The organism is Ottowia massiliensis, from assembly GCF_900240305.1.
Classification (GTDB): domain Bacteria; phylum Pseudomonadota; class Gammaproteobacteria; order Burkholderiales; family Burkholderiaceae_C; genus Ottowia; species Ottowia massiliensis.
The window spans coordinates 801,783-822,724 of sequence record NZ_LT964854.1; the positions used below are offsets into that span (position 1 = coordinate 801,783).

Here is a 20,942-nt window from a genome sequence, read left to right on the forward strand (position 1 = left end):
ATTCAGCTCCTTGAATTTGCTTCTAATCCAATAGCGCCAGATTGTCCCGGTGCACCATTTCCGGCTCCACCGCGTAGCCCAGAGTGGCGGCAATCTCGGCTGAAGGCTTGCGGCACAGCAGCCGCGCTTCGGCGCTGGAGTAGTTGGCCAGCCCGCGCGCCAGCTCCGCGCCGCCCTCGTCAAGAATGGCGATCACGTCGCCGCGCGCGAACTGCCCCTGCACAGCCGTCATGCCTATGGGCAGCAGGCTCTTGCCTTCATCTCGCAGCTTGGCAGCGGCGCCCGCGTCAATGCGCACACTGCCTTGCAATTGCAGATGGTCCAGCATCCACTGCTTGCGGGCGTGATGCCGGCGCGTGGGCGCCACCAGCAAAGTGCCAATGCGCTCGCCGCGCGCCAGGCGCAGCAGCGCATCCGGCTCGCGGCCCCAGGCAATGACGGTGCTGGCGCCCGATCCGGCCGCGCGCTTGGCCGCCAGCACCTTGGTGATCATGCCGCCCGTGCCGATGCCGGAGCCTGCGCCGCCAGCCATGCGCTCCAGCCCGGCATCGCCCGCCTGCGCCTCGTGCACGAACTCGGCAGCGGGGTCATGACGCGGATCGGCGGTGTACAGGCCCTGCTGGTCCGTCAGGATGATGAGCAGATCGGCATCCACCAGATTGGCCACCAGCGCGCCCAGCGTGTCGTTGTCGCCAAAGCGGATTTCGTGCGTAACCACCGTGTCGTTTTCATTGATGACAGGCAGCACGCCGTGGCCCAGCAGGGTCAGCAGCGTGCTGCGCGCGTTCAGGTAGCGCTCGCGGTCGGCCAGGTCGGCGTGCGTCAGCAGCACCTGCGCGCTGCCCAGGCCGTGGCTGGCCAGCTGGCGCTCGTACATCTGCGCCAGCCCCATTTGCCCCACGGCGGCGGCGGCTTGCAGTTCATGAACGGCATGGGGCCGGCGCGCCCAGCCCAGACGCTTCATGCCCTCGGCAATGGCCCCGCTGGAAACCATGATGATTTCGCGCCCCTCGCGCACCAGGGCGGCCATCTGGCGGCACCACTGCCCCACGGCCTGCTCGTCCAGCCCGCGCCCTTCGTTGGTGACAAGGCTGGAGCCAACTTTGATAACGATGCGTCTGGCTTCGCTCAGAACAGGAGAGAGGGGTTGCATGACGGAACAGCTCGGCAAAAAAGCAAAAGTGTAGAGCGCGCGCCCTGCCCGCCCCCAGCTCAGCGCGGCGCCCGTGGGCGGGGATGCGCCAAGGCGCAGGCAGCGAGCAGACAGTGGGCGGACAGGCTCATTTCGCTCCTTGTTTAATAGCAAGATGTCCTAGTGGAATCTGCTCGGAAGGGCATTTCACCCCCACCGAATTAGCTCCTGTTTTTTGATGCAAGCAGGCGGACGGAAGCAGTCCAAGGCCCCGTCCCGACCGCCCCCGCCGCGCCCGGTGGTTGCACGCATTAAAAATGCCAGCAGCTTTTCAGCCGTTGGCATTTGCATAAAGCGCGTTTTCTGCTTTTCCCCGTGCCTTGCAGCGCAAGGAGCCGCATCAGCCGCCGAAATCGTCCAGGAAGATGCTGTCGCGCTCCACGCCCAAATCCAGCAGCATCTTGATGACGGCGGCGTTCATCATGGGCGGGCCGCACATGTAGAACTCGCAGTCTTCGGGCGCGGGGTGGTTTTTGAGGTAGTTCTCGTAGAGCACGTTGTGGATGAAGCCGGTGGGGCCGCTCCAGTGGTCTTCGGGCTGCGGGTCGGAGAGCGCCAGGTGCCAGGTGAAATTGGGGTTTTCGGCGGCCAGGCGGTCAAATTCTTCGACGTAGAAGGCTTCGCGCAGGGAGCGCGCGCCGTACCAGAAGGAAATCTTGCGCTGGCTGTGCAGGCGCTTGAGCTGGTCAAAGATGTGCGAGCGCATGGGGGCCATGCCCGCGCCGCCGCCGATGAAGACCATTTCGGCGTCTGTTTCCTTGGCGAAAAACTCGCCAAAGGGGCCATAGACGGTGACTTTGTCGCCCGGCTTGAGGCCAAACACCCACGAGGACATCTTGCCGGGCGGGATGTCGTCGCGGCCGGGCGGCGGGGTGGCGACGCGGATGTTGAATTTGACGATGCCTTTTTCTTCGGGGTAGTTGGCCATCGAATAGGCGCGCACGGTGGTTTCTTCCACTTTGGAGACGTAGCGCCAGAGGTTGTATTTGTCCCAGTCGGCGCGGTATTCATCGCCAATGTCGAAGTCTTTGTAGGCCACGGTGTGCGGCGGGCATTCGAGCTGCACGTAGCCGCCGGCGCGGAAATTGACGTGTTCGCCTTCGGGCAGGCGCAGGGTGAGTTCCTTGATGAAGGTGGCGACGTTGGGGTTGGACTCGACCGTGCATTCCCACTTTTTCACGCCGAAGACTTCTTCGGGCACGCGAATCTTCATGTTTTGCTTGACCGCCGTCTGGCATGACAGGCGCCAGCCTTCGCCCGCTTCGCGCCGGGTGAAGTGCGGCTCTTCGGTGGGCAGCATTTCGCCGCCGCCTTCTTCGACGATGCATTTGCACTGCGCGCAGGTGCCGCCGCCGCCGCAGGCCGAGGACAGGAAGATGTTTTGCGCCGCCAGCGTTTGCAGCAGCTTGCCGCCAGAAGGGACGGTGATGCGGCGTTCGCCATTGATTTCAATGGTGACGTCGCCGCTGGAGACGAGTTTGGAGCGCGCAAAGAGAATGAGCACGACCAGCGCCAGCACGATGCCGGTGAACATGCCCACGCCGAGCAGGATTTCGGTGGTCATATTTGCACCCCCGAGAAGGACATGAAGCCCAGCGCCATCAGCCCGATGGTGATGAAGGTGATGCCCAGGCCGCGCAGGCCGGCGGGCGTGTCGCTGTATTTGAGCTTTTCACGGATGCCCGCCAGCGCGGCAATGGCCAGCGCCCACGACAGGCCGGAGCCGACGCCATAGACGGCGCTTTCGGCAAAGGTGTAGTCGCGCTCGACCATGAAAAGCGTGCCGCCCATGATGGCGCAGTTCACCGTGATGAGGGGCAGGAACACGCCCAGCGCGTTGTAGAGGCTGGGCACGTATTTGTCGAGCAGCATTTCCAGAATCTGCACGATGGCGGCGATGACGCCGATGTAAGACAGCAGGCCCAGAAAGCCCAGATCCACTTCCGGCAGGCCCGCCCAGGCCAGCGCGCCGTCTTTGAGCAGCCAGCGGTAAAGCAGGTTGTTGGCAGGCACCGTGATGGCCTGCACCACCACCACGGCCACGCCCAGGCCAATGGCCGTTTGCACCTTTTTGGAAATGGCAATGAAGGTGCACATGCCCAGAAAGAAGGCCAGCGCCATGTTCTCGATGAACACGGAGCGGAAAAAAAGGCTGAGGTAGTGCTCCATGTCAGACGCCCTCCCTGTTGCTGACTTGCGGGGCCAGATGCCAGGCGGCGGCTTCCACCTGGTCTTTCTTCCAGGTGCGCAAGGCCCAGATGATCAGGCCAATGAGGAAAAAGGCCGAAGGCGGCAGCAGCAGCAGGCCGTTGGGCACGTACCAGCCGCCGTCATTGACCACGGGCAAGATGGTGTGGCCCAGCAGCTTGCCCGCGCCAAACAGCTCGCGGAAGATGCCCAGCGTGATGAGCATGGCGCTGTAGCCCAGCCCGTTGCCAATGCCGTCAAAAAACGAGAGCACGGGCGGGTTCTGCATGGCAAAGGCTTCGGCGCGGCCCATGACGATGCAGTTGGTGATGATCAGGCCCACGAATACCGACAGCTGCTTGGACAGCGAAAAGGCGAAGGCCTTGAGCGCCTGATCCACCACGATGACCAGCGAGGCGATGATGACCATCTGCACGATCATGCGGATGGAAGACGGGATTTGCGCACGGATGGCCGAGATGAACAGGTTGGAAAAAGCCGTCACCAGCGTGAGCGCAATGGACATGACCAGCGCCGTTTTCAGGTTGGAGGTGACGGCCAGCGCCGAGCAAATGCCCAGGATTTGCAGGGTGATGGGGTTGTTCTTCAGGACAGGGTCGAGCAGAACCTGCCTGATCGTGGGTTGTGCCATGTGTGTCAGTCCTTGTCAGTGCGTGCCTTGTTCTTCGCGCAAATGGGCCAGCAGCGGGCCAAATCCCTTGGGGCCGAGCCAGAAATTGAGCAGATGACTCACGCCGTTGCTGGTGAGCGTGGCGCCTGCCAGGCCATCCACCTGGTGCAGCGCCTGCGGGCTGGCCGGATCGACATTGCCTTTGACGATGCGAATGGCGGGCTGGCCCTCGCCATCCATCACCTGCTTGCCGGGCCACAGCGCCTTCCAGCGCGGGTTGTCCACTTCGCCGCCCAGGCCGGGCGTTTCGGCGTGCTGGTAAAAGCCCAGGCCCACCACGGTTTTGAAGTCGTTTTTCAGCGCGATAAAGCCGTGCAGCGTGGACCACAGGCCGTAGCCGCGCACGGGCAGGATGATGGTTTGCAGCGCACCCGCGTCTTCCACCAGGTAAACGACCGAATAGCGCTCGCGGCGGCGGATGGAAGCAATGTCGTCGCTGGCCGCCAGCGGAGCCGACAGGGCCGGGTCTTGCGCGGCCTTGAGCGCGTCAAACGTGGCGGCGTCTTGCGCGTCGGAAAAGCGCCCGGCGTCCAGATCGACCAGGCGGGGCTGAATGCGCTCCTTGAAGATGCGCTGCACTTCGGCTGCGGGCGCGGCGGCATCGGCCAGATGGGCAATCGACAGGATGTTGCGCTGCTTGTCCAGCTCGCGGTTGATCACCTGCGCGGGTTTCAGCCCCACGGCCGCGCCCGCCACCACCACCGAGCACACCAGACACACCATGAGCGCCACCAGCAGCGTGCGGCGCGTGGATTCTTGCTTGACTTCAGACACGGCGTGCGGCCCTCCGCTTGATGTTGGCCTGCATCACGAAATAGTCGATGAGCGGCGCAAACAGGTTGCCAAACAGGATGGCGAGCATCATCCCTTCGGGGAAAGCGGGGTTGATGACGCGGATCATCACCACCATCACGCCAATCAGAATGCCGAAGGCCCATTTGCCCGCGTTCGTCATGGCAGCCGATACCGGATCGGTTGCCATGAACATCATGCCGAAGGCATAGCCGCCCAGCACCAGATGCCAGTACCAGGGCATGGCGAACATGGGGTTGGAGGCCGATCCGATCCAGTTGAACAGCGTGCTCAAGGCCACCATGCCCAGCATCACGCCCGCCACGATGCGCCAGGCCGCGATGCGCATGACCAGCAGCGCGCCGCCGCCCAGCAAAATGGCCAGCGTGCTCGTCTCGCCCACCGAACCGGGCATGAAGCCGAGGAAAGCATCCATCCAGCTCAAACCATGCGCGGGCAGCGCCTGCACGCCGCCAGCGGCGGCCTGGCTCAGCGCCGTGGCGCCTGCGTAGCCATCCACCACATTCCACACCGCGTCGCCCGAAATGAAAGCCGGGTAGGCGAAGAACAAAAAGGCGCGCCCGGCCAGCGCCGGATTGATGAAGTTCTTGCCCGTGCCGCCAAACACTTCCTTGCCCAGCACCACGCCAAAGCTGATGCCCAGCGCCACCAGCCACAGCGGAATGGTGGGCGGCAGCGTGAGCGCAAACAGCACGGACGTGACGAAAAAGCCCTCGTTCACTTCGTGCCTGCGGATGGTGGCAAACAGCACCTCCCAAAAGCCCCCCACCGCGAAGGTGACGGCGTAGATGGGCACGAACCACAGCGCGCCGCCCAGCAGGTTGTGCCAGACGCTTGAGGGATTAAACCCGGCCAGGTGGCGCAGCACTTCAAAGCGCCAGCCCGTTTGCGCCGCCAGCAAATCAGGCTGCACGGCAAAAGCCAGATTGGCCTGGTAGCCCACATTCCACATGCCAAAGAACATGGCGGGGAAAGTGCACAGCCACACCAGAATCATCATGCGCTTCAGGTCCAGGCAGTCGCGCACGTGCGCCGTGCTGCGCGTCACGCTGCCGGGGCGGTACAAAAAGGTGTCGGTCGCTTCATAAAGCGCAAACCACCGGTGCAGGCGGCCGCCTTCCTCGAAGTGCGGCGCCAGCCGGTCCAGCAAAGATCGCAAACCCATTTTTCTTCAGCCCTCCTTCTCGATGCGGGCCAGCACGTCCCGCAGGATGGGGCCGTGTTCATATTTGCCTGCGCACACGTAGGTGCACAGGGCCAGGTCTTCTTCGTCCAGCTCCAGGCAGCCGAGCTTTTGCGCCATCTCGGTGTCTCCCACGATGAGATAGCGCAAAAGCTGCGTGGGCAGAATGTCCAGCGGCATCACCGCTTCATAGTTGCCAATGGGCACCATCGCGCGCGGGCTGCCTTGCGTGGACGTGGTCATGGGCAGCAAGCGCCGCCCCATGAAGCTCGACAGGAAAGCCCCCGTCACCGAATGCTTGTCCGCGCCCAGCCGCAGAAAGTGCAGCATCTCGCGCTCGCGCCCTTCGTGCAGGCAGCTCACCTGCACGTGATAGCGGCCCAGAAAGCCGTAAGGCCCCTGCGCCGTGCGCCCGCCCAGCACCGAGCCGGAAATCACGCGGTTTTCGCCGTCCGCCAGCTCGCCAGCCGTCAGCTCCTGCAAATTGGCTCCCAGCCGCGTGCGCAGCAGGCGCGGCTGTTTCACCACCGGCCCGCCCAGCGCCACCACGCGCTGCGTCCACAGCCGCCCCGTGGCAAACAGCTTGCCCGTGGCAATCACATCCTGATAGCCGATGTGCCACACGCTGCGCGCGGCATCCACCGGATGCAGAAAGTGAATGTGCGTGCCCGGCAGCCCCGCCGGATGCGGCCCCGCGAAAGTTTCAACGCGCACGCCCGGCACATCTTCGCCCGGCAAGGCCGCGCCTTCAGCCTTGCACAGCCACACGGGCGCCAGCCGCGAAAGCGCCAGCAAGCCGCGCCGGAAATCATCTGCATGCGCCTTGATGATGGGCGCCGGATCAGCCGCCAGCGGGTGCGTGTCCATCGCCGTCACGAAAATGGCCTGCGCCACCGCATCTGCCGCCGGCACCTTGCTGAAAGGCCGCGTGCGCAGCGCCGTCCACTGGCCAGACTGCAAAAGGTTCTCGCGCACCTGCGCTGCGTCCAGCTGCGCCAGCGCTGCGTCGTCATAGCGCGCGAAAGACAGCGCTTCTTCCTGCTCTGGCGCGCCGTCCACGTCAATCACCACCGACTGCAACACGCGCCGCTCGCCCCGGTTGATCGCGCTGACCACGCCCGCAGAAGGCGCCGTCACGTGCACGCCGGGCCGCGTTTTGTCGGAAAACAGCGGCTGGCCCGTCTTCACCCGATCGCCCACCTGAACGGCCATCGAAGGCTTGAGGCCGTGATAGTCCGCGCCGATGACAGCCACGCTGCGCACGGCCTGCGCATCGCTGACTTGCGGCTGGGGGCTTCCCTCAATGGGGAGGTCCAGGCCGCGCTTGATCTTGACCATCTCGCTTGCCTTACATCATGGGATAAAAGGGCCGCATTCTACGAGACGTAACCGAGTGTGATGCCCGCGTGAGCAGCCGCAAAACCGCTGGCGGCGCGCCATGACGGGCATTGCACAATCGCCCCTTCGCTCGTGGCGGAAGGCTGCCTGCCAGCATGCCTGCCACATCCACCCTGTGCAGCAAGAGCCTGTTTGCAATCTGGCCGCAAATGCAAACACGCTCCAAGAAGGAGGTTTTTGCGTGACTCCCATCTCCCGCCGCCTGGCGCTGGCGCAACTGGCCCTGGCCGCCCTGCTGGCCGCTTGCAGCCCGCAGACCGACCAGCAGCCCGCTGCACTGCCGGAGCCTTTTCGGGGCGTGAACCTGACCGGCAGCCCCAAATACGGCAAGGATTTCCACCTGCCCGATGCCGATGGCAAGGAGCGCAGCCTGGCCGACTTCAAAGGCAAGGCCGTGCTGCTGTACTTTGGCTTCGTGCAGTGCCCCGACATCTGCCCCACGTCGCTGCTGCGCGCCGCCGAGGTCAAGAAGATGCTGGGCAAGGATGGCGAGCGCCTGCAAGTCATCTTCGTCACCGTCGATCCCGAGCGCGACACGCCCGAGGTGCTGCGCGCCTACATGAACGCATTCGACCCCAGCTTCATCGCCCTGCGCGGCAGCAGCGAGCAGCTGGCCAAGGTGGCCGAAGACTTCAAGGTCTACTACCGCAAAGTGCCCACCGGCAGCAGCTATACCATGGACCATACGGCCCACTCCTACGTATTCGACCCGCAGGGCCGCCTGCGGCTGGCGCTGCGCCACGAGCAAACGCCGCAGGACTACGCCCACGACATCAGCCTGCTGCTGAAAGCGCCGGACTGACGCGTCCAACCGTTTTTTTGACCCCAAAAGAAAGGAACCTCAGCCATGAAACGCCTTGCCTTGACCCTGGCCAGCCTCACGCTCTGCGCCAGCGCCTTCGCGCAGCAAGTCACCATCCACTCGCCCTGGGTGCGCGGCACCGTGCCCGAGCAAAAAGCCACCGGCCTGTTCATGAACATCGAAGCCGCGCAAGACGTGCGGCTGATCGGCGGCGCATCGCCCGTCGCAGGCGTGGTTGAAATCCACGAAATGAGCATGGACCAGGGCGTGATGAAAATGCGCCAGCTGGAAAACGGCCTGCCCATTGCCAAGGGCCAGCCCGTCGAACTCAAGCCCGGCGGCTATCACGTCATGCTGATGGAACTCAAGCAGCCCCTGAAAGGCGGCGACACCGTGCCCGTCACGCTCACGTTTGAAGACGCCGCCAGCAAAAAGCAATTCACCCAGCAAATCCAGGCCCCCGTGACCGAGCTGGGCCAGCAGCACGGCAGCGGCCACGACCATCACGACGGTCACGGCCACGAAGGCCACGCGGGCCACAAACACTGAGCCGCGCTCTCAAGCGCCCGTTCATGGACCCGTCCATGATCTGGCCATGAGACAGTGGACCGGGATGGGCTGCAAGGCACAGACAGTCCTTGTGGCCCAGCGAGGATTTGCAACGCCGCAAAGCGCCTGAAGGCGGCACGGCAAGCGGACGCGGCCTTTCACGGCAGCAGGCCATCCGCCAGCGCCGCCGCCAGGCTCCGCGCAGGAGTTTTTCGCTCCCCCGGCCTGTTCACGGCCTGCCCGCAAGGAGCCACGGCCAGACTGACGGAAGCCGCTGGCAGGCCGCTTGATTTCGCTCCTCTATCCATAGCATGATGTCCTAGTGCAATCTGCGCGAGACGGCATTTTTGCTACCCTGTATTTGCTCTTGTTTTCGATTCATTCAGCTGAAGGGGCAGCGGATCGGGAAGCGGAATGGGCTGCAAAGCGAAAACCGCAGACGGGTTTGATGGCCCGCTTGCGGCCCGGCGAGGATGGGCTGCGCCGCTGACTGCCCGCTTTGCACTCACGAACAGGCTCCAAGGCCGGGGTGGGCGTGGCAATTCGATACATTCGCCGCTTCTATGGAAATCTTCTTGCTGCTGACCGCCCTTGCCAAAGCGCTGATATTCGTGCTGGCGGCCATTCTTCCCATCATCAATCCGCTGGCCATGGCGCCCACTTTTCTGTCGCTGACGGAAGGCGCGAGCAAGGGCACGCGCTCCGTTTTGGCCAAGCGCATCGGCTTCAATTCTTTTTTGCTGCTCTCGGGCGCGATGCTGTTTGGCTCTTACGTGCTGGACTTTTTCGGCGTGTCGCTGGGCATCGTGCGGGTGGCGGGCGGCATGATCGTGGCCCGCACGGCCTGGCAGCTGCTCAACAGCCGCGTGCAGGAGAAAAGCCCGCGCAGCCAGCTGGCCGAAACCTATACCGCCGAGCAGGCGCGCAGCCAGGCTTTTTATCCCCTCACTTTTCCCATCTCCTGCGGCCCCGGCTCCATTGCGGCGGCCATCACCGTGGGCGCGGCGCTGTTCGATCCGAAGTGGAGCGTGCTGCTGGCGCGCATGGCTGGCGCCGTGGCGGCCAATTTCCTGACCGGGCTGACGGTGTATCTGGTTTATCGCAACGCGCGGCGGCTGCTGGAGCCGCTGGGCGAGGCGGGCATGGTGGTGTTTTTGCGCCTGTCGGCCTTCATCCTGCTGTGCGTGGGCGTGCAGATTGTTTGGGACGGCTTCAGCGAGCTGGCGCGCCAGCTGGCCGCCGAGCTGATCTGAGAACCTGTCCAGAGCGCTTTTTGCAGAAAACTTCCAAATGAGCACAACTTTCCGCCGCCTCTTTGCAATGACCCTGGCGCTGACCGCCGCGCTGTGCGGCAGCGTCCGCGCGCAAGCGCCGCTGCCGCCTGAAGTGGCCCACGCCTTGCGCCGCGCCCAGGTGCCCGAGAGCGCACTGGCGCTGCTGATCGAGCCGGTTTCCGTGCCGCAGGCCATGCCCGCCAGCGGCGAGGCCGCCACGCCCACGCCCGCGCACAACCAGCAGCGCCTGGCCTGGCAGGCCGACGAGCCGATGAACCCTGCCTCCGTCATGAAGATGGTGACCACCTACGCGGGGCTGGACATGCTGGGCCCCGCCCACTTCTGGCGCACGCGCGTGTATGCGCAAGGCCCCATCAGCGGCGGCGTGCTCAAAGGCAACCTGCTCATACAGGGCAGCGGCGACCCCAAGCTGGTGCACGAGCGCCTGCAAGAGCTTTTGCAGGCCGTGATGGACAAGGGCATTCTGGAAATCCGTGGCGACATCATTCTGGACAACGGCATCTTCGCCGTGTCCGCGCGCGACCCCGGCGCGTTTGACGACGAGCCTCTGCGCCCCTACAACGCCGCGCCCGACGGGCTGCTCGTCAATTTCAAATCCATCATCTACAAATTCACCCCGGCCGCCGGCGGCAAGCGCGCGGCCATCACCACGGAGCCGCCCATCAGCGGCGTGCGCATACCCGCCAGCATTGCCACGGCCAAGGGCGCCTGCGGCGACTGGCGCAGCAAGATACGCGCCAATTTCACCCATCCCGCGCAGGTGAGCTTTGCGGGCCGCTATCCGGCGCGCTGCGGCGAGCAAACCTGGGCCGTGGCCTATATCGACCCCGCCAGCTACGCCAGCCGCGTGATTGACGCCATGTGGCGCGGCATTGGCGGCAAGCTCACCGGCCAGGTGAAAAACCTGCCCAACCAGCCCGCGCAGGGCGAGCTGGTGGCCACCGGCTACTCGCTGCCGCTGGCCTCCATCATTGCCGACATCAACAAGTTCTCCAACAACGTGATGGCGCAGCAGCTCTTTCTCACCCTCTCGGCCCATGATGGGCACAGGGGCAGCTTTGAAGCTTCGCGCGGGGCGCTGCGCCGCTGGTGGGCGGGCAACCGGTGGCTGGGCGCGCTGCCTGCGCCCATTGCCGAAAACGGCGCGGGCCTCTCGCGTCTGGCGCGCGTGACGCCGCGCGCGCTCGTCGCCCTCTTGCAGCAAGCCGCGCGCAGCCCCAATGCCGCCGCGTTTGAAAATTCCCTGAGCGTGGCGGGCGTGGACGGCACCACGCGCGACATGACCGCGCCCGAAGTGCTGGGCCGCGCCCACCTGAAAACCGGCACCTTGCGCGACGTGACCGCCATCGCCGGCTACGTGCAGGGCCAAAGCGGCCGCCGCTACGCGGTGGCCGCCATCATCAACCACCCCAACGCGCCCGCCGCCCGCCCTGCCCTGCGCCAGCTCGTGGCCTGGGCCGCGCGCGACTGATTTCGCCCGCCCGTCAATCCGCAATTGCAGCCCCGCGCCTGAAGTCACATCCAATGAACCCAAAAAACGACTGGCTCCAGGCGCTGCGCGCGCTGGCGGCACTGGCCGTGCTGTTTTTCCACATGGCGCCGCACTGGGCCACCTCGCCGCACCTGGCCCCTGCCCAAGCGTGGATGCACTGGGGCTTTTCGGGCGTGGATGTCTTTTTTGTTCTCAGCGGCTTCGTCGTCTATCAGACAGCCGACAAGACCAGCTACAGCGCCAGGCGCTTTTTGCTGCGGCGCGGGCTGCGCATCTACCTGGGTTACTGGCCAGTGCTGCTGCTGACGGCCGCCCTGGCCTGGGCCGCCAGCGCCTGGCCGCCGCTGGGCAAGGCCGTGCGCAGCGCCCTGCTGCTCAGCCCCAGCCTGTTTGACAACTGGGTGCCCACGGCCTGGTCGCTCACCTACGAGCTGTATTTCTATCTGTGGATTGCGCTGGTCTTTCTTTTCGCGCCCCGCTGGCGCGCGCCCGCCATGCTGGCGGCTTTTACAGGGCTGCTGCTGTGGAACGCCGCCTGGTACTTCTGGCGCTACCCGACCGTGCAGGCGGGCCTGCAACCCGCGCGTTTCGCGCTGACGGGCCTGGGCCTTGAATTTCTCGCGGGCGCGCTGTGGGCACACCTGCGCAAGCGCCAGGCCTGCCTGCACGCGGCCGCCCACGCCAAATGGCTGGCGCTGGCGGGCGCGTGCTGCATCGTCTATGGCCTGGGCATGGGCAGCCAGTCGCCCATGTATGACCGCATTGAGTTCATGCGCGCGGCCACCTTCGGCGTGGCAGGTTTTGGTTTTTTGCTGGTGGCGCTGGCTTTTTCAGACTGGCAATGGCGCGCCCCCCGCCCCCTGGTGGCGCTGGGCGACGCTTCTTACGCCCTGTACCTGCTGCATCCGCTGCTGCTGGACCAAAGCAGCCACCTGCGCGTGCGGCTGCCCGCCGGCAGCCTGCTGGCGCTGGACGCTTTTTTGCTGGCGCTGCCCGTGGCCATCAGCGCCATTTCCCTGCTGTGGTTCCGCTGGATTGAATGGCCTTTGTTCAACCGCGCCGCCGCCAGCGGCTGGGCGCGGCGGCTGACGGGCCATCCGGCGCGCTGAACCGGTTTTCAGTCTGTCCCATTCAAGCCTGGCTGGGCAGTTTCGCCTGCGCTGCGCGCAGCAGCCGCTCGATCTGGCCGGCCTGCGGCAGCACCGGCCCGTAAAAGAGCGTGGCGCTGGCCGTGCCGATGAGCAGGGTGGGAAAGTCCTGCACGTCCGCATCGCCCAGCGCGTCGGCTTCGTCTTCAATGTCGATCCAGCGAAAGGCCAGATCGGGCCGCGCGCGGGCGGCGGCCTCGAAGGTGGTCTGCCACTGGCGGCAGGTGTCGCACCAGGCGGCGCACAGGCACAGCACGGCCAGCGGAGCGGGGCGTTCGGCAGGGCTGTCGGCAGAGTGCGCGGCCAGCGTTTGCGCCAGAAGGGTTTGCAGCGATGCGTGGGATGTCATGTGAAGCGCCCGCCAGGGGCATGAAAGGCGGCCCGTCCACGGCCGGTTCAAAGAGAGAAAAGGGCGGATTTTCTACACTCGCCGCCCTATGACTGTGGTTCTGGGCATTGAATCTTCGTGCGACGAAACCGGCGTGGCGCTGGTGGAAATCGGGCCTGGCGGCGCGCCGCGCCTGCTGGGCGAGGCGCTGCACTCGCAAGTGGCCATGCACGCCGACTATGGCGGCGTGGTGCCCGAGCTGGCCAGCCGCGATCACATCCGCCGCGTCATTCCGCTGGCGCGGCAGGCGCTGGAGCAGGCGCAGCGCACGCTGGCAGACGTGGACTTCATCGCCTACACGCGCGGCCCCGGCCTGGCTGGCGCGCTGCTGGTGGGCGCGGGCGTGGCCTGCGCGCTGGCGGCTGCGCGCGGCCTGCCGGTGCTGGGCGTGCATCACCTGGAGGGGCATTTGCTCTCGCCTTTTTTGAGCGATGACGCGCCGCGCTTTCCCTTCGTGGCCCTGCTGGTCAGCGGCGGGCACACGCAGCTGATGCGCGTGGACGGCGTGGGCCGCTACGCCCTGCTGGGCGAGACGATTGACGACGCGGCGGGCGAGGCGTTCGACAAATCCGCCAAGCTGCTGGGCCTGGGCTACCCCGGCGGCCCGGCGCTGGCGCGGCTGGCCGAGGCGGGCCGCGCCGATGCCTATGCGCTGCCGCGCCCGCTGCTGCACAGCGGCAATCTGGACTTTTCATTTGCGGGGCTGAAAACCGCCGTGCTCACGCAAGTCCGCAAGCTGCCCGCCGGGCCAGACGCGGCCACGCGCGCCGATCTGGCCGCCAGCACGCAAGCGGCCATTGTGGACGTGCTGGTGAAAAAGTCGCTGGCTGCGCTCAAGGCCACGGGGCTGAATCGCCTGGTGGTGGCTGGCGGCGTGAGCGCCAACCGCCTGCTGCGCCAGCAGATGGACGCCGCCTGCGCCGCCCGCCGCGCGCGCGTGCACTACCCCGAGCCGCGTTTGTGCACCGACAACGGCGCCATGATCGCCGCCGCCGCCGCCTTGCGCTGGCAGGCCGGGCTGGCGCGGCCCGAGCGGCGCTACGCCTTTGATGTGAAGCCCCGCTGGCCGCTGGAGCCAATCAGCCAGGGCGGCCCGGCATGCTGAACGCGCGCGAGTTCAGCCACCGCCTGCTGCAAGAAGTCATCACGCCCGCCAGCACCGTGATCGACGCCACGGCGGGCAACGGGCACGACACGCTGTTTCTGGCCCGGCTCGTGCCCACCGGCCGCGTGTATGCCTTTGACATTCAGGCCGCCGCTATCGAGCAAACGCGCCAGCGCCTGGCCCGGCACGCGCTGGCCTGGCCCGCAGAACCTGCTGCGCCCGTCACGCTCATTCACGACTCGCACGCGCGCCTGGACCGGCACCTGCCTGCTAACGAGGCCGTTTGCGCCGCCATCTTCAACCTGGGCTACCTGCCCGGCAGCGACAAAAGCGTGATCACGCAAGGCGAGAGCACCTGGCGCGCCGTCGAAAGCATTCAGGCCCGGCTGCGCCCGGGCGGGCGCATCGCCATCGTGGCCTACCACGGCCACGATGGCGGCGCGGACGAAATGGCGCTGCTGCAACGCCGCCTGGCCGCGCTGGATGCGCGGCAGTGGCAGGTGCTTCAGTACCAGTTCATCAACCAGCCCAACTGCCCGCCCGTGTGCTTTGGCATCGGCAAAAAAGCGCCAGAGCGCGGCTGAGAGCATGGCCCGGCAGCCCTGCTTACTCAAAAGAAGGAGCGAATTCAAGGGGCATTAAATGCCGGGCAGCGCAATATCCACTAGGACATCATGCTATGAATAAAGGAGCTAAATAGCGGGCAAAGCAGCCGCCTTCCCGCCTGCTCATGGCTCAAACAGCGCCTGCGCCTTGCTCATCCCCATCCGCCTGGCCGGCATTCCCGGGCGGGGCGTGAACCGCCCCTTGCTGGTCTGAAGCGGACGGCGCGCCGCCCTCCGGCGCATCAGCGGCATCGGACGCTGAAGGCGGGCTGAAACTGGCCAGCGCCTGCCCCATGCGCACGCCCTGGCCGGGCAGCAGGCCCTCGGCGAAGCGCAGCTGCGCCTCGCGCGGCCACAGCAGGATGACCGTGGAGCCAAGCAAAAAGCGCCCCATCTCCGCGCCCTGCGCCAGCGTCAGCGCGCGCTCGTCGCGGTAGCGCCACTGGCGCGGGTAATAGGTGCGCGGCGGGTTCACCGTGCCGTGCCACACGGTGGCCATGCTGCCGACGATGGCGGCGCCCACCATCACCAGCGCCAGCGGGCCGCAGGCGGTGTCGAACACGCTGATCACGCGCTCATTGCGAGCAAACAGGCCCGGCACGGCTTCAGCCGTGGCGAAATTCACCGAATACAGATCGCCCGGCACGTAAATCATCTGCCGCAGCCGCCCCTCGCAAGGCATGTGGATGCGGTGGTAATCGCGCGGGCTGAGGTAGATGGTGGCGAAGTGCCCGCCATTGAACAGGCCCGCCAGCGCCTCGTCGCCGCCCAGCAAAGCCGTGGCGCTGTAGTGATGCCCCTTGGCCTGAATGAGCTGCCCCAGCTGTATGGGGCCAAGCTGGCTGATGACGCCATCTGCCGGGCACACCCAATCAGCCTGCGCCAGCGGGCGCGCGCCTTCGCGCAAGGCGCGGGCGAAAAAGTCATTGAACGTGGCGTAGCTGGCAATGTCCGGATTGGCCGCCTCGCTCATGTCCACCTTGTAGCGGGCGATAAAGCGGCGAATGAGAAAAGGCGCATGCGGCCCCGGCCTGCGGGCCAGCCAGCCCGCCAGTTGAGTGAGCAGGCGCTTGGGCAGCAGGTGCTGGGCGGTAACGGCTAGGTTCATGGCAATGGCTGTCGGAAAAAAGCGGATTGTCCTTGCAGACGCCTTGCAAAAGGAGAAGGCGGCGGGCCAGCCATGGCCCGCGCCGCTTCAAAACAGACCTTGGGCCATCAGCCCTTGAACCCGTTCACCGCCTGAGTGCGATGGGCGGCGGGCCGGAATGGGCTGCAAAACCTGTTCAAAGCCTGGCCGTAGAGGCGCGAAAAGCGCGAACAGGCTGCCGGCAGGCTTTCACTCGCGCAAGCTCTCCACCGCGCCGGAGACAGCAATTTTTCCCTGCGCCAGCAAGGCGCGGTGCTTGTCCAGGCGCCGCAAGTCGTAGTAGTAATTGACCATCAGCCCCCAGGACTGCTTCAGGCCCTTGGGCGACGGATCGCCCAGCCAGTTGATGCGCTCCACGCGCGCGCCGTTGCCCAGGTGAAAGCGCGCCACGGCGTCCAGCGGGCGCTTTTGCGCGTCCGTCTCGCGCCCCAGGTAGCGCGCAGCCGCCGCCAGCAGCCAGCGCGCCAGGGGCGACTTTTCATCCAGCGCCGCCACGCCATCGAGCGCCTTGAGCAGCGCCTCGGCCGTCACATCGCCCTTATCGCCCTTATCGCCCTTACCGGCCGCGCCCAGCTGCCGCGCCAGCGCCTGGCGCGAGCGCGAGCTGGCCGCTTGCAGCAGCTCGCCAGCATGAGCCTGCACCCAGCCGCGCAAGCCGGGGATGGGCGAGAGCGTGGCAAAGGTCTTGATCTGGCCGAATTCGGCGCGCAGCGCCTCCACCACGCGCTTGATGAGCGAATCGCCAAAGCTCACGCCTTTGAGGCCCTGCTGCGTGTTGCTGATGGAATAGAAGATGGCCGTATTGGCGCGGCTGAGATCGGCGTGCGCGGCGCTTTCATCCAGCAGCGGCGGGATGCTGGCGGCCATGTCTTGCAGCAGCGCCACCTCCACAAAAATGAGCGGCTCGCCCGGCAGGCGGGGGTGAAAAAAGCCGTAGCAGCGGCGGTCTTCGTCCAGGCGGTTTTTGGCGTCGGCCCAGCTGGTGATGTCGTGCACCGCCTCGTATTTGATGAGCTTTTCCACCAGCGCCGCAGGCGACTGCCAGCTGATGCGCTGCAAGTCCAGAAACGCCACGTCAAACCAGGTGGAAAACAGCGCCTGAAGCTCGGCATCGAGCGCCAGCAGGCGCTTGTCGCTCTTGAGGGCGGGCAGCAGCTCGGCGCGCATGTCCACCAGAAAACGCATGCCGTCAGGAAAAGCCGCAAAGCGCTGCAACAGCCGCGTGCGCGGCGAAACGAAAGCGCGGCGCAAACGCACTTCGGCCTGGGCCTCGGCCGGCGTGCCCAGCGCGGCCTCATAGTCGCGCCGCGCCTCTTCCAGCATGCTCACATCGGGGGCGAACTGCTCGCTCATCAGCAGCCAGCAATCGTGGCGCTGCTGCGCCGTGGCCCGCGCGTACCACTGCGCCACGCCAGCGGCCAGGCGCGCGCCTTCTACATCGCTAATCAGCGGATTGCCCACGGCCTGCAACTCGGCCAGCGTGCGGCGCAGCACGCGCGGCGACAGGGCCTCGCCCTGACGGCCCAAAAGCGAACCCAAGCGCTCGCGCATGGTGCGGGCCGTAGCGCTTTCGGCAGCGGGAGACAAAGCCGGACCAGACGTCTTTTTCATAGCAAACCTCCTGGTTTTTGAACACAAGAGCGCCCAAGGCGCGCTCAAGGAAAACAGCTCCCGGACAAGATATATCCGTTTTCTTTTTTAGGCACAGGCGGAGTTTCCCTAGGTGCCCTTTTGCAATCTCCTGCACGGCAGGGCCAGAAACGCGAGATGAATGAACTGCCAGCGCCAATGCAAAGCGCCGTGGCGATGAATGCTGATGGCAGCTTCAGCGCTCAGCGTGCCCGCGCTGGATGAGCGGGTGCTTTTGGGCTTGGGCGGCTTGGCGGCCAGCCGTCAGCGCAGGGAATGAGAGTCTCCCGAAAGGCATCTTTTCGCTCCTTGATTGATAGCGATACGTCCTAGGAGATACAGCGCAAGCGCCAATTTAAAGGGCCTGTATTCGCTCCTTTTTTCGACATTAAAGGAGCTTGCAAAGCTCCTGCGGCAAGCGCATAAAAAGCCGGCGCAGCTTTCGGAAGCTGCGCCGGCTTTTTGAATAAAGAGATGCGAAAACGGAAACTGCTTGGCGCGGCTGGCGGGGATCGAACCCACGACCCTCGGCTTCGGAGGCCGATACTCTATCCACTGAGCTACAGCCGCAAGGGGGCGGATTATCCCCGATTCAGAAGCTGGCCTGGTAGCGCAGTTGCAGGAAGTTTTCGCCTGGATTGGGGCGTTTGATGCCAGCGTTGGAGACGTGCTGGATGCGCAGCACGAATGCGTGGCGGCGCTCTGCGTCCAGCCACAGGCCCGCGCCCGCGTGCGAGGCGAAGTTGTAGCGGGTGCTCATTTCGCGGCGGCGGTTGGAGTAGTGCCGGTCGGTGAGCGAAAAGCCGATGCCCAGATCAAAAAACCAGCGCGAGGCGGCCGTTGGGCTGGTGCGCAAAGTGGGCGTGATGCCAAGGGTGGTGGCATGGGCGTAGCCTGCGGGGCCGCCGTCTTGGCGGCGCGCAGCCCAGTGGGCCAGCCAGGCGTCCCAGTAGCCCTGCCAGTGCCAGCCGCCCCATTGGCGCTGAAAGCCCTGCCAGGGCAGCAGCACGCCGATGGTCTGGCTGTGCGCGGCGTGCGGCGAAGCGCCAAGCTGCGCGTAAACGGCATAGGGCTGGCTGGCCGGGAGCGCGTCAGTTTGGGACGGCTGCACAGGTTCAGCCGTGGCGGACCAGGAGGCCAGCAGGCTGCAAATGGTGAGCGTGATTTGGCGTTTCATGAGCTTGCGGGTTTTGCGCATGGGAAAGGCGTAAGGCAGGGCAGTTTTGCAAGCCGCCCAGCGCTGCGTCAACCATAGCAGGCGCGACTTGCGAGAGTTGGAGTGCATGGGGGCGAAACAGCCACAGCTGCGTCAGGCCCAGCAGGGTGGATTTGAGATGGATGGAGGCCAGCGCCACGTCCAGATCGGCAGGCAGGCGCTTTTGCGCCACGCACATTTGCAGCGCCGTGTGGATGTTTTGCTGCCACATGTCGAAGTAGCGGGTCATCACGGCGACGATGGCGGCGTTTTCTTCGGTGTGCTCGCACTTGAGGTGCAGCACGCTGCTGAATTTGCGGTAGGCCTCGTCGCGCTCCAGGCGCTCGAAGCTGTTGAGAAACGCCTGCCGCAAACTTTGCAGCATGTCGGCGGCATTGCGGATGTCGGCCTCCAGCTGGTTGCTGACCACATCGAAGATGCGGGCGAACAGCGCATCAAACAAATCTTCCTTGTTCTTGAAGTGCCAGTAGAGCGCGCCGCGCATGACGCCGGCGGCTTGCGCGATTTCGTGCAGCGAGGCGCGCGCGACGCCGCGCTGGTGGAAAACGTCCAGCGCGGCTTGCATGAGGCGTTCGCGCGTTTCTTGCGCCTGGGCTTTGGTTCTACGCATGGCTGACTACAATACAAATCAGCGGGATTCTATACATGCGTTCATGGATGTATGTATTCAACGTAAATTGCAGGGTTTTCCCTTGAATTGCGGCGCAAACATTCATTCGTGTATGTATGATGCGCGGCTTCAGTATTTTTCTTCCGGCCGCGTCATGTGCATGGCGCGGCCCGTTTTTTCTCTTTCACGACATGCAGAAAGCAGGCAAGCAGATGAGCCTCCGTCTTTCAAAACAACTGGGGCTGGCCGCGCTGGCGGTGGCCGCTGCCTTCACGCTGTCCGCGTGCAGCGAGAGCATCGCTGCGGAAGAAGGCGGGCAACCCAAAAACAAACAAGCTGGTGGTCAGCCGAAAGAGCGTCCGGCCCCCGTCGTGGGCGTGGTGACGGTGCACGCCCGGCAGGTGGCCACGGCGGTGGATTTGCCGGGCCGCCTGGCCGCGCGGCGCGTGGCCGATGTGCGTCCGCAAGTGGGCGGCATCATCAAAAAACGTCTGTTTGAAGAAGGCAGCCAGGTCAAGGCCGGGCAGGCGCTTTACCAGATTGACGATGCGGTGTATCTGGCCAATCTGGAAAGCGCCCGCGCGCAGCTGGCCACGGCGCAAGCCGCGCTGGCCAAGGCCGATGCGGATTTGACGCGCTACAAGCCGCTGGTGGCCGCCAGCGTGATCAGCCAGCAGGAATACGACGCGGCCGTGGCCACCAGGCAGTCCGCGCAGGCCAGCGTGAAGGCGGCCAATGCGGCCATCCGCTCGGCGCAAATCAATGTGAATTACTCGCGCATCACGGCGCCCATTTCGGGCTATATCGGCCAGTCTTACGTGTCAGAGGGCGCGCTGGTGACGGCGGGAGACGCCAACAAGCTGGCAACGATTCAGCAAACGCACCCCATGTATGTGAACGTCACGCAATCGGCCGCCGAGGTGATGAAGCTCAAGCAGGAAATTGCCGATGGCAAACGCAAGCTGGTCAATGGTGCGGTGGAGGTGAGCATCAAATTTGAAAACGGTCAGGAATACGCCCACAAGGGCCGCCTGCTGTTTGCCGACCCGACGGTGGACGAGGCTACGGGCCAGCTGACTTTGCGCGCCGAAGTGCCCAACCCCGACAACGTGCTGCTGCCCGGCCTTTACGTGCGCGTGGGGCTGTCGCAGGGCGATATCGGCAATGCCTTTGTCGTGCCCCAGCAGGCCGTCACGCGCGGCAAGCAAGACACGCTGATGATCGTCAATGCCGAAGGCGGCATGGAGCCGCGCGTGGTCACCATCGCGGGCCAGCAAGGCGGCGACTGGATCGTGACGGACGGCCTCAAGGATGGCGACAAAGTCATCGTGGAAGGCATCATGCTGGCGGGCATGAGCGGCTCGCCCAAAGTGCAAACGCGCGAGTGGACGCCTGGCGGCGGCGCGGCGCAGCCAGGCGCGGCAGCGGGCGCAGCGCCCGCGCAGCAAGAACAACAACAACCGCAACAACAGGGCCGCTAAGCCGGCGCGCC

At 65.2% G+C, this 20,942-nt stretch carries 21 protein-coding genes and 1 tRNA gene; 8 read left to right on the plus strand and 14 right to left on the minus strand.

Translation table 11 applies throughout. The features are described 5' to 3' along the window. Positions 1–22: 22 nt before the first annotated feature. From proB to C1720_RS03670, 7 genes are all read right to left on the minus strand, one after another. A complete protein-coding gene (gene proB, locus C1720_RS03640) occupies positions 23–1,153 on the minus strand; it encodes a glutamate 5-kinase (protein ID WP_102283264.1) in 1,131 nt (376 codons plus the stop codon). Positions 1,154–1,532: 379 nt separating this feature from the next. Continuing rightward, the gene (nqrF, locus tag C1720_RS03645; protein ID WP_102283265.1) at positions 1,533–2,756 is read right to left on the minus strand and encodes an NADH:ubiquinone reductase (Na(+)-transporting) subunit F; all 1,224 of its coding nucleotides are present in this window, start codon (positions 2,754–2,756) and stop codon (positions 1,533–1,535) included. Beyond that, the gene (gene nqrE / locus C1720_RS03650; RefSeq protein WP_050715538.1) at positions 2,753–3,361 is read right to left on the minus strand and encodes an NADH:ubiquinone reductase (Na(+)-transporting) subunit E; all 609 of its coding nucleotides are present in this window, start codon (positions 3,359–3,361) and stop codon (positions 2,753–2,755) included. Before nqrE ends, nqrF begins: the two co-directional genes overlap by 4 nt. Before the next feature lies 1 nt (position 3,362). Then, positions 3,363–4,031 (minus strand): NADH:ubiquinone reductase (Na(+)-transporting) subunit D, encoded by a 669-nt coding sequence (locus C1720_RS03655; protein WP_102283266.1) that lies wholly within the window; start codon positions 4,029–4,031, stop codon positions 3,363–3,365. A 15-nt stretch (positions 4,032–4,046) separates the two neighbouring features. Beyond that, a complete protein-coding gene (locus tag C1720_RS03660) occupies positions 4,047–4,844 on the minus strand; it encodes a Na(+)-translocating NADH-quinone reductase subunit C (protein WP_102283267.1) in 798 nt (265 codons plus the stop codon). Continuing rightward, a complete protein-coding gene (locus tag C1720_RS03665; protein WP_102283268.1) occupies positions 4,837–6,048 on the minus strand; it encodes an NADH:ubiquinone reductase (Na(+)-transporting) subunit B in 1,212 nt (403 codons plus the stop codon). The genes C1720_RS03660 and C1720_RS03665 overlap by 8 nt, the downstream gene beginning before the upstream one ends. Before the next feature lie 6 nt (positions 6,049–6,054). Then, positions 6,055–7,404, minus strand: a complete 1,350-nt coding sequence (locus tag C1720_RS03670) for a Na(+)-translocating NADH-quinone reductase subunit A (RefSeq protein ID WP_102283269.1) — start codon at positions 7,402–7,404, stop codon at positions 6,055–6,057. 241 nt (positions 7,405–7,645) lie between these two features. Between C1720_RS03670 and C1720_RS03675 the strand changes: the two genes are divergently transcribed. The 5 genes from C1720_RS03675 to C1720_RS03695 all read left to right on the plus strand — a co-directional run bounded on the left by C1720_RS03675 (position 7,646) and on the right by C1720_RS03695 (position 12,711). Further along, on the plus strand, positions 7,646–8,266 hold the full coding sequence (locus C1720_RS03675; RefSeq protein WP_233199793.1) for an SCO family protein: 621 nt from the start codon (positions 7,646–7,648) through the stop codon (positions 8,264–8,266). A 45-nt stretch (positions 8,267–8,311) separates the two neighbouring features. Beyond that, the gene (locus C1720_RS03680) at positions 8,312–8,815 is read left to right on the plus strand and encodes a copper chaperone PCu(A)C (protein WP_102283271.1); all 504 of its coding nucleotides are present in this window, start codon (positions 8,312–8,314) and stop codon (positions 8,813–8,815) included. A 563-nt stretch (positions 8,816–9,378) separates the two neighbouring features. Further along, on the plus strand, positions 9,379–10,068 hold the full coding sequence (locus C1720_RS03685; RefSeq protein ID WP_102283272.1) for a MarC family protein: 690 nt from the start codon (positions 9,379–9,381) through the stop codon (positions 10,066–10,068). Between the two features lie 37 nt (positions 10,069–10,105). After that, the gene (gene dacB / locus C1720_RS03690; RefSeq protein ID WP_102283273.1) at positions 10,106–11,581 is read left to right on the plus strand and encodes a D-alanyl-D-alanine carboxypeptidase/D-alanyl-D-alanine endopeptidase; all 1,476 of its coding nucleotides are present in this window, start codon (positions 10,106–10,108) and stop codon (positions 11,579–11,581) included. Positions 11,582–11,634: 53 nt separating this feature from the next. Then, positions 11,635–12,711: an acyltransferase family protein gene (locus tag C1720_RS03695; protein ID WP_102283274.1), complete on the plus strand. Its 1,077-nt coding sequence runs from the start codon at positions 11,635–11,637 to the stop codon at positions 12,709–12,711. A gap of 22 nt (positions 12,712–12,733) precedes the next feature. On the opposite strand, the gene C1720_RS03700 is transcribed toward C1720_RS03695, so the two are convergent. Further along, positions 12,734–13,099 carry a thioredoxin family protein gene (locus tag C1720_RS03700; protein WP_102283275.1) on the minus strand — a complete coding sequence of 122 codons (366 nt, stop codon included), beginning with the start codon at positions 13,097–13,099 and terminating at the stop codon, positions 12,734–12,736. Positions 13,100–13,187: 88 nt separating this feature from the next. Between C1720_RS03700 and tsaD the strand changes: the two genes are divergently transcribed. Next, entirely contained in the window at positions 13,188–14,243 is a 1,056-nt protein-coding gene (gene tsaD, locus C1720_RS03705; RefSeq protein WP_102283276.1) for a tRNA (adenosine(37)-N6)-threonylcarbamoyltransferase complex transferase subunit TsaD, read from the plus strand. Continuing rightward, positions 14,237–14,827 (plus strand): tRNA 5-(aminomethyl)-2-thiouridylate-methyltransferase MnmM, encoded by a 591-nt coding sequence (gene mnmM / locus C1720_RS03710; protein WP_102283277.1) that lies wholly within the window; start codon positions 14,237–14,239, stop codon positions 14,825–14,827. The genes tsaD and mnmM overlap by 7 nt, the downstream gene beginning before the upstream one ends. 151 nt (positions 14,828–14,978) lie before the next feature. On the opposite strand, the gene asd is transcribed toward mnmM, so the two are convergent. The 6 genes from asd to mtrR all read right to left on the minus strand — a co-directional run bounded on the left by asd (position 14,979) and on the right by mtrR (position 19,450). Beyond that, a complete protein-coding gene (asd, locus tag C1720_RS03715; protein WP_439650732.1) occupies positions 14,979–15,956 on the minus strand; it encodes an archaetidylserine decarboxylase in 978 nt (325 codons plus the stop codon). Positions 15,957–16,184: 228 nt separating this feature from the next. Then, entirely contained in the window at positions 16,185–17,606 is a 1,422-nt protein-coding gene (locus tag C1720_RS03720; protein ID WP_102283279.1) for a malonyl-CoA decarboxylase, read from the minus strand. A 282-nt stretch (positions 17,607–17,888) separates the two neighbouring features. Further along, positions 17,889–18,146, minus strand: a complete 258-nt coding sequence (locus C1720_RS12790) for a hypothetical protein (RefSeq protein WP_146006852.1) — start codon at positions 18,144–18,146, stop codon at positions 17,889–17,891. After that, positions 18,119–18,194 (minus strand) — tRNA-Arg (locus C1720_RS03725). Before C1720_RS03725 ends, C1720_RS12790 begins: the two co-directional genes overlap by 28 nt. A gap of 22 nt (positions 18,195–18,216) precedes the next feature. Continuing rightward, complete coding sequence (locus tag C1720_RS03730; RefSeq protein WP_158241620.1) at positions 18,217–18,801, minus strand: acyloxyacyl hydrolase; 585 nt, start codon at positions 18,799–18,801, stop codon at positions 18,217–18,219. Beyond that, positions 18,740–19,450, minus strand: a complete 711-nt coding sequence (mtrR, locus tag C1720_RS03735) for a multidrug efflux system transcriptional repressor MtrR (protein ID WP_102283281.1) — start codon at positions 19,448–19,450, stop codon at positions 18,740–18,742. Before mtrR ends, C1720_RS03730 begins: the two co-directional genes overlap by 62 nt. Positions 19,451–19,662: 212 nt before the next feature. Here mtrR and C1720_RS03740 point away from each other — a divergent pair, with 212 nt between their 5' ends. Further along, on the plus strand, positions 19,663–20,931 hold the full coding sequence (locus C1720_RS03740; RefSeq protein ID WP_102284484.1) for an efflux RND transporter periplasmic adaptor subunit: 1,269 nt from the start codon (positions 19,663–19,665) through the stop codon (positions 20,929–20,931). The last annotated feature ends 11 nt before the right edge of the window (positions 20,932–20,942 follow it).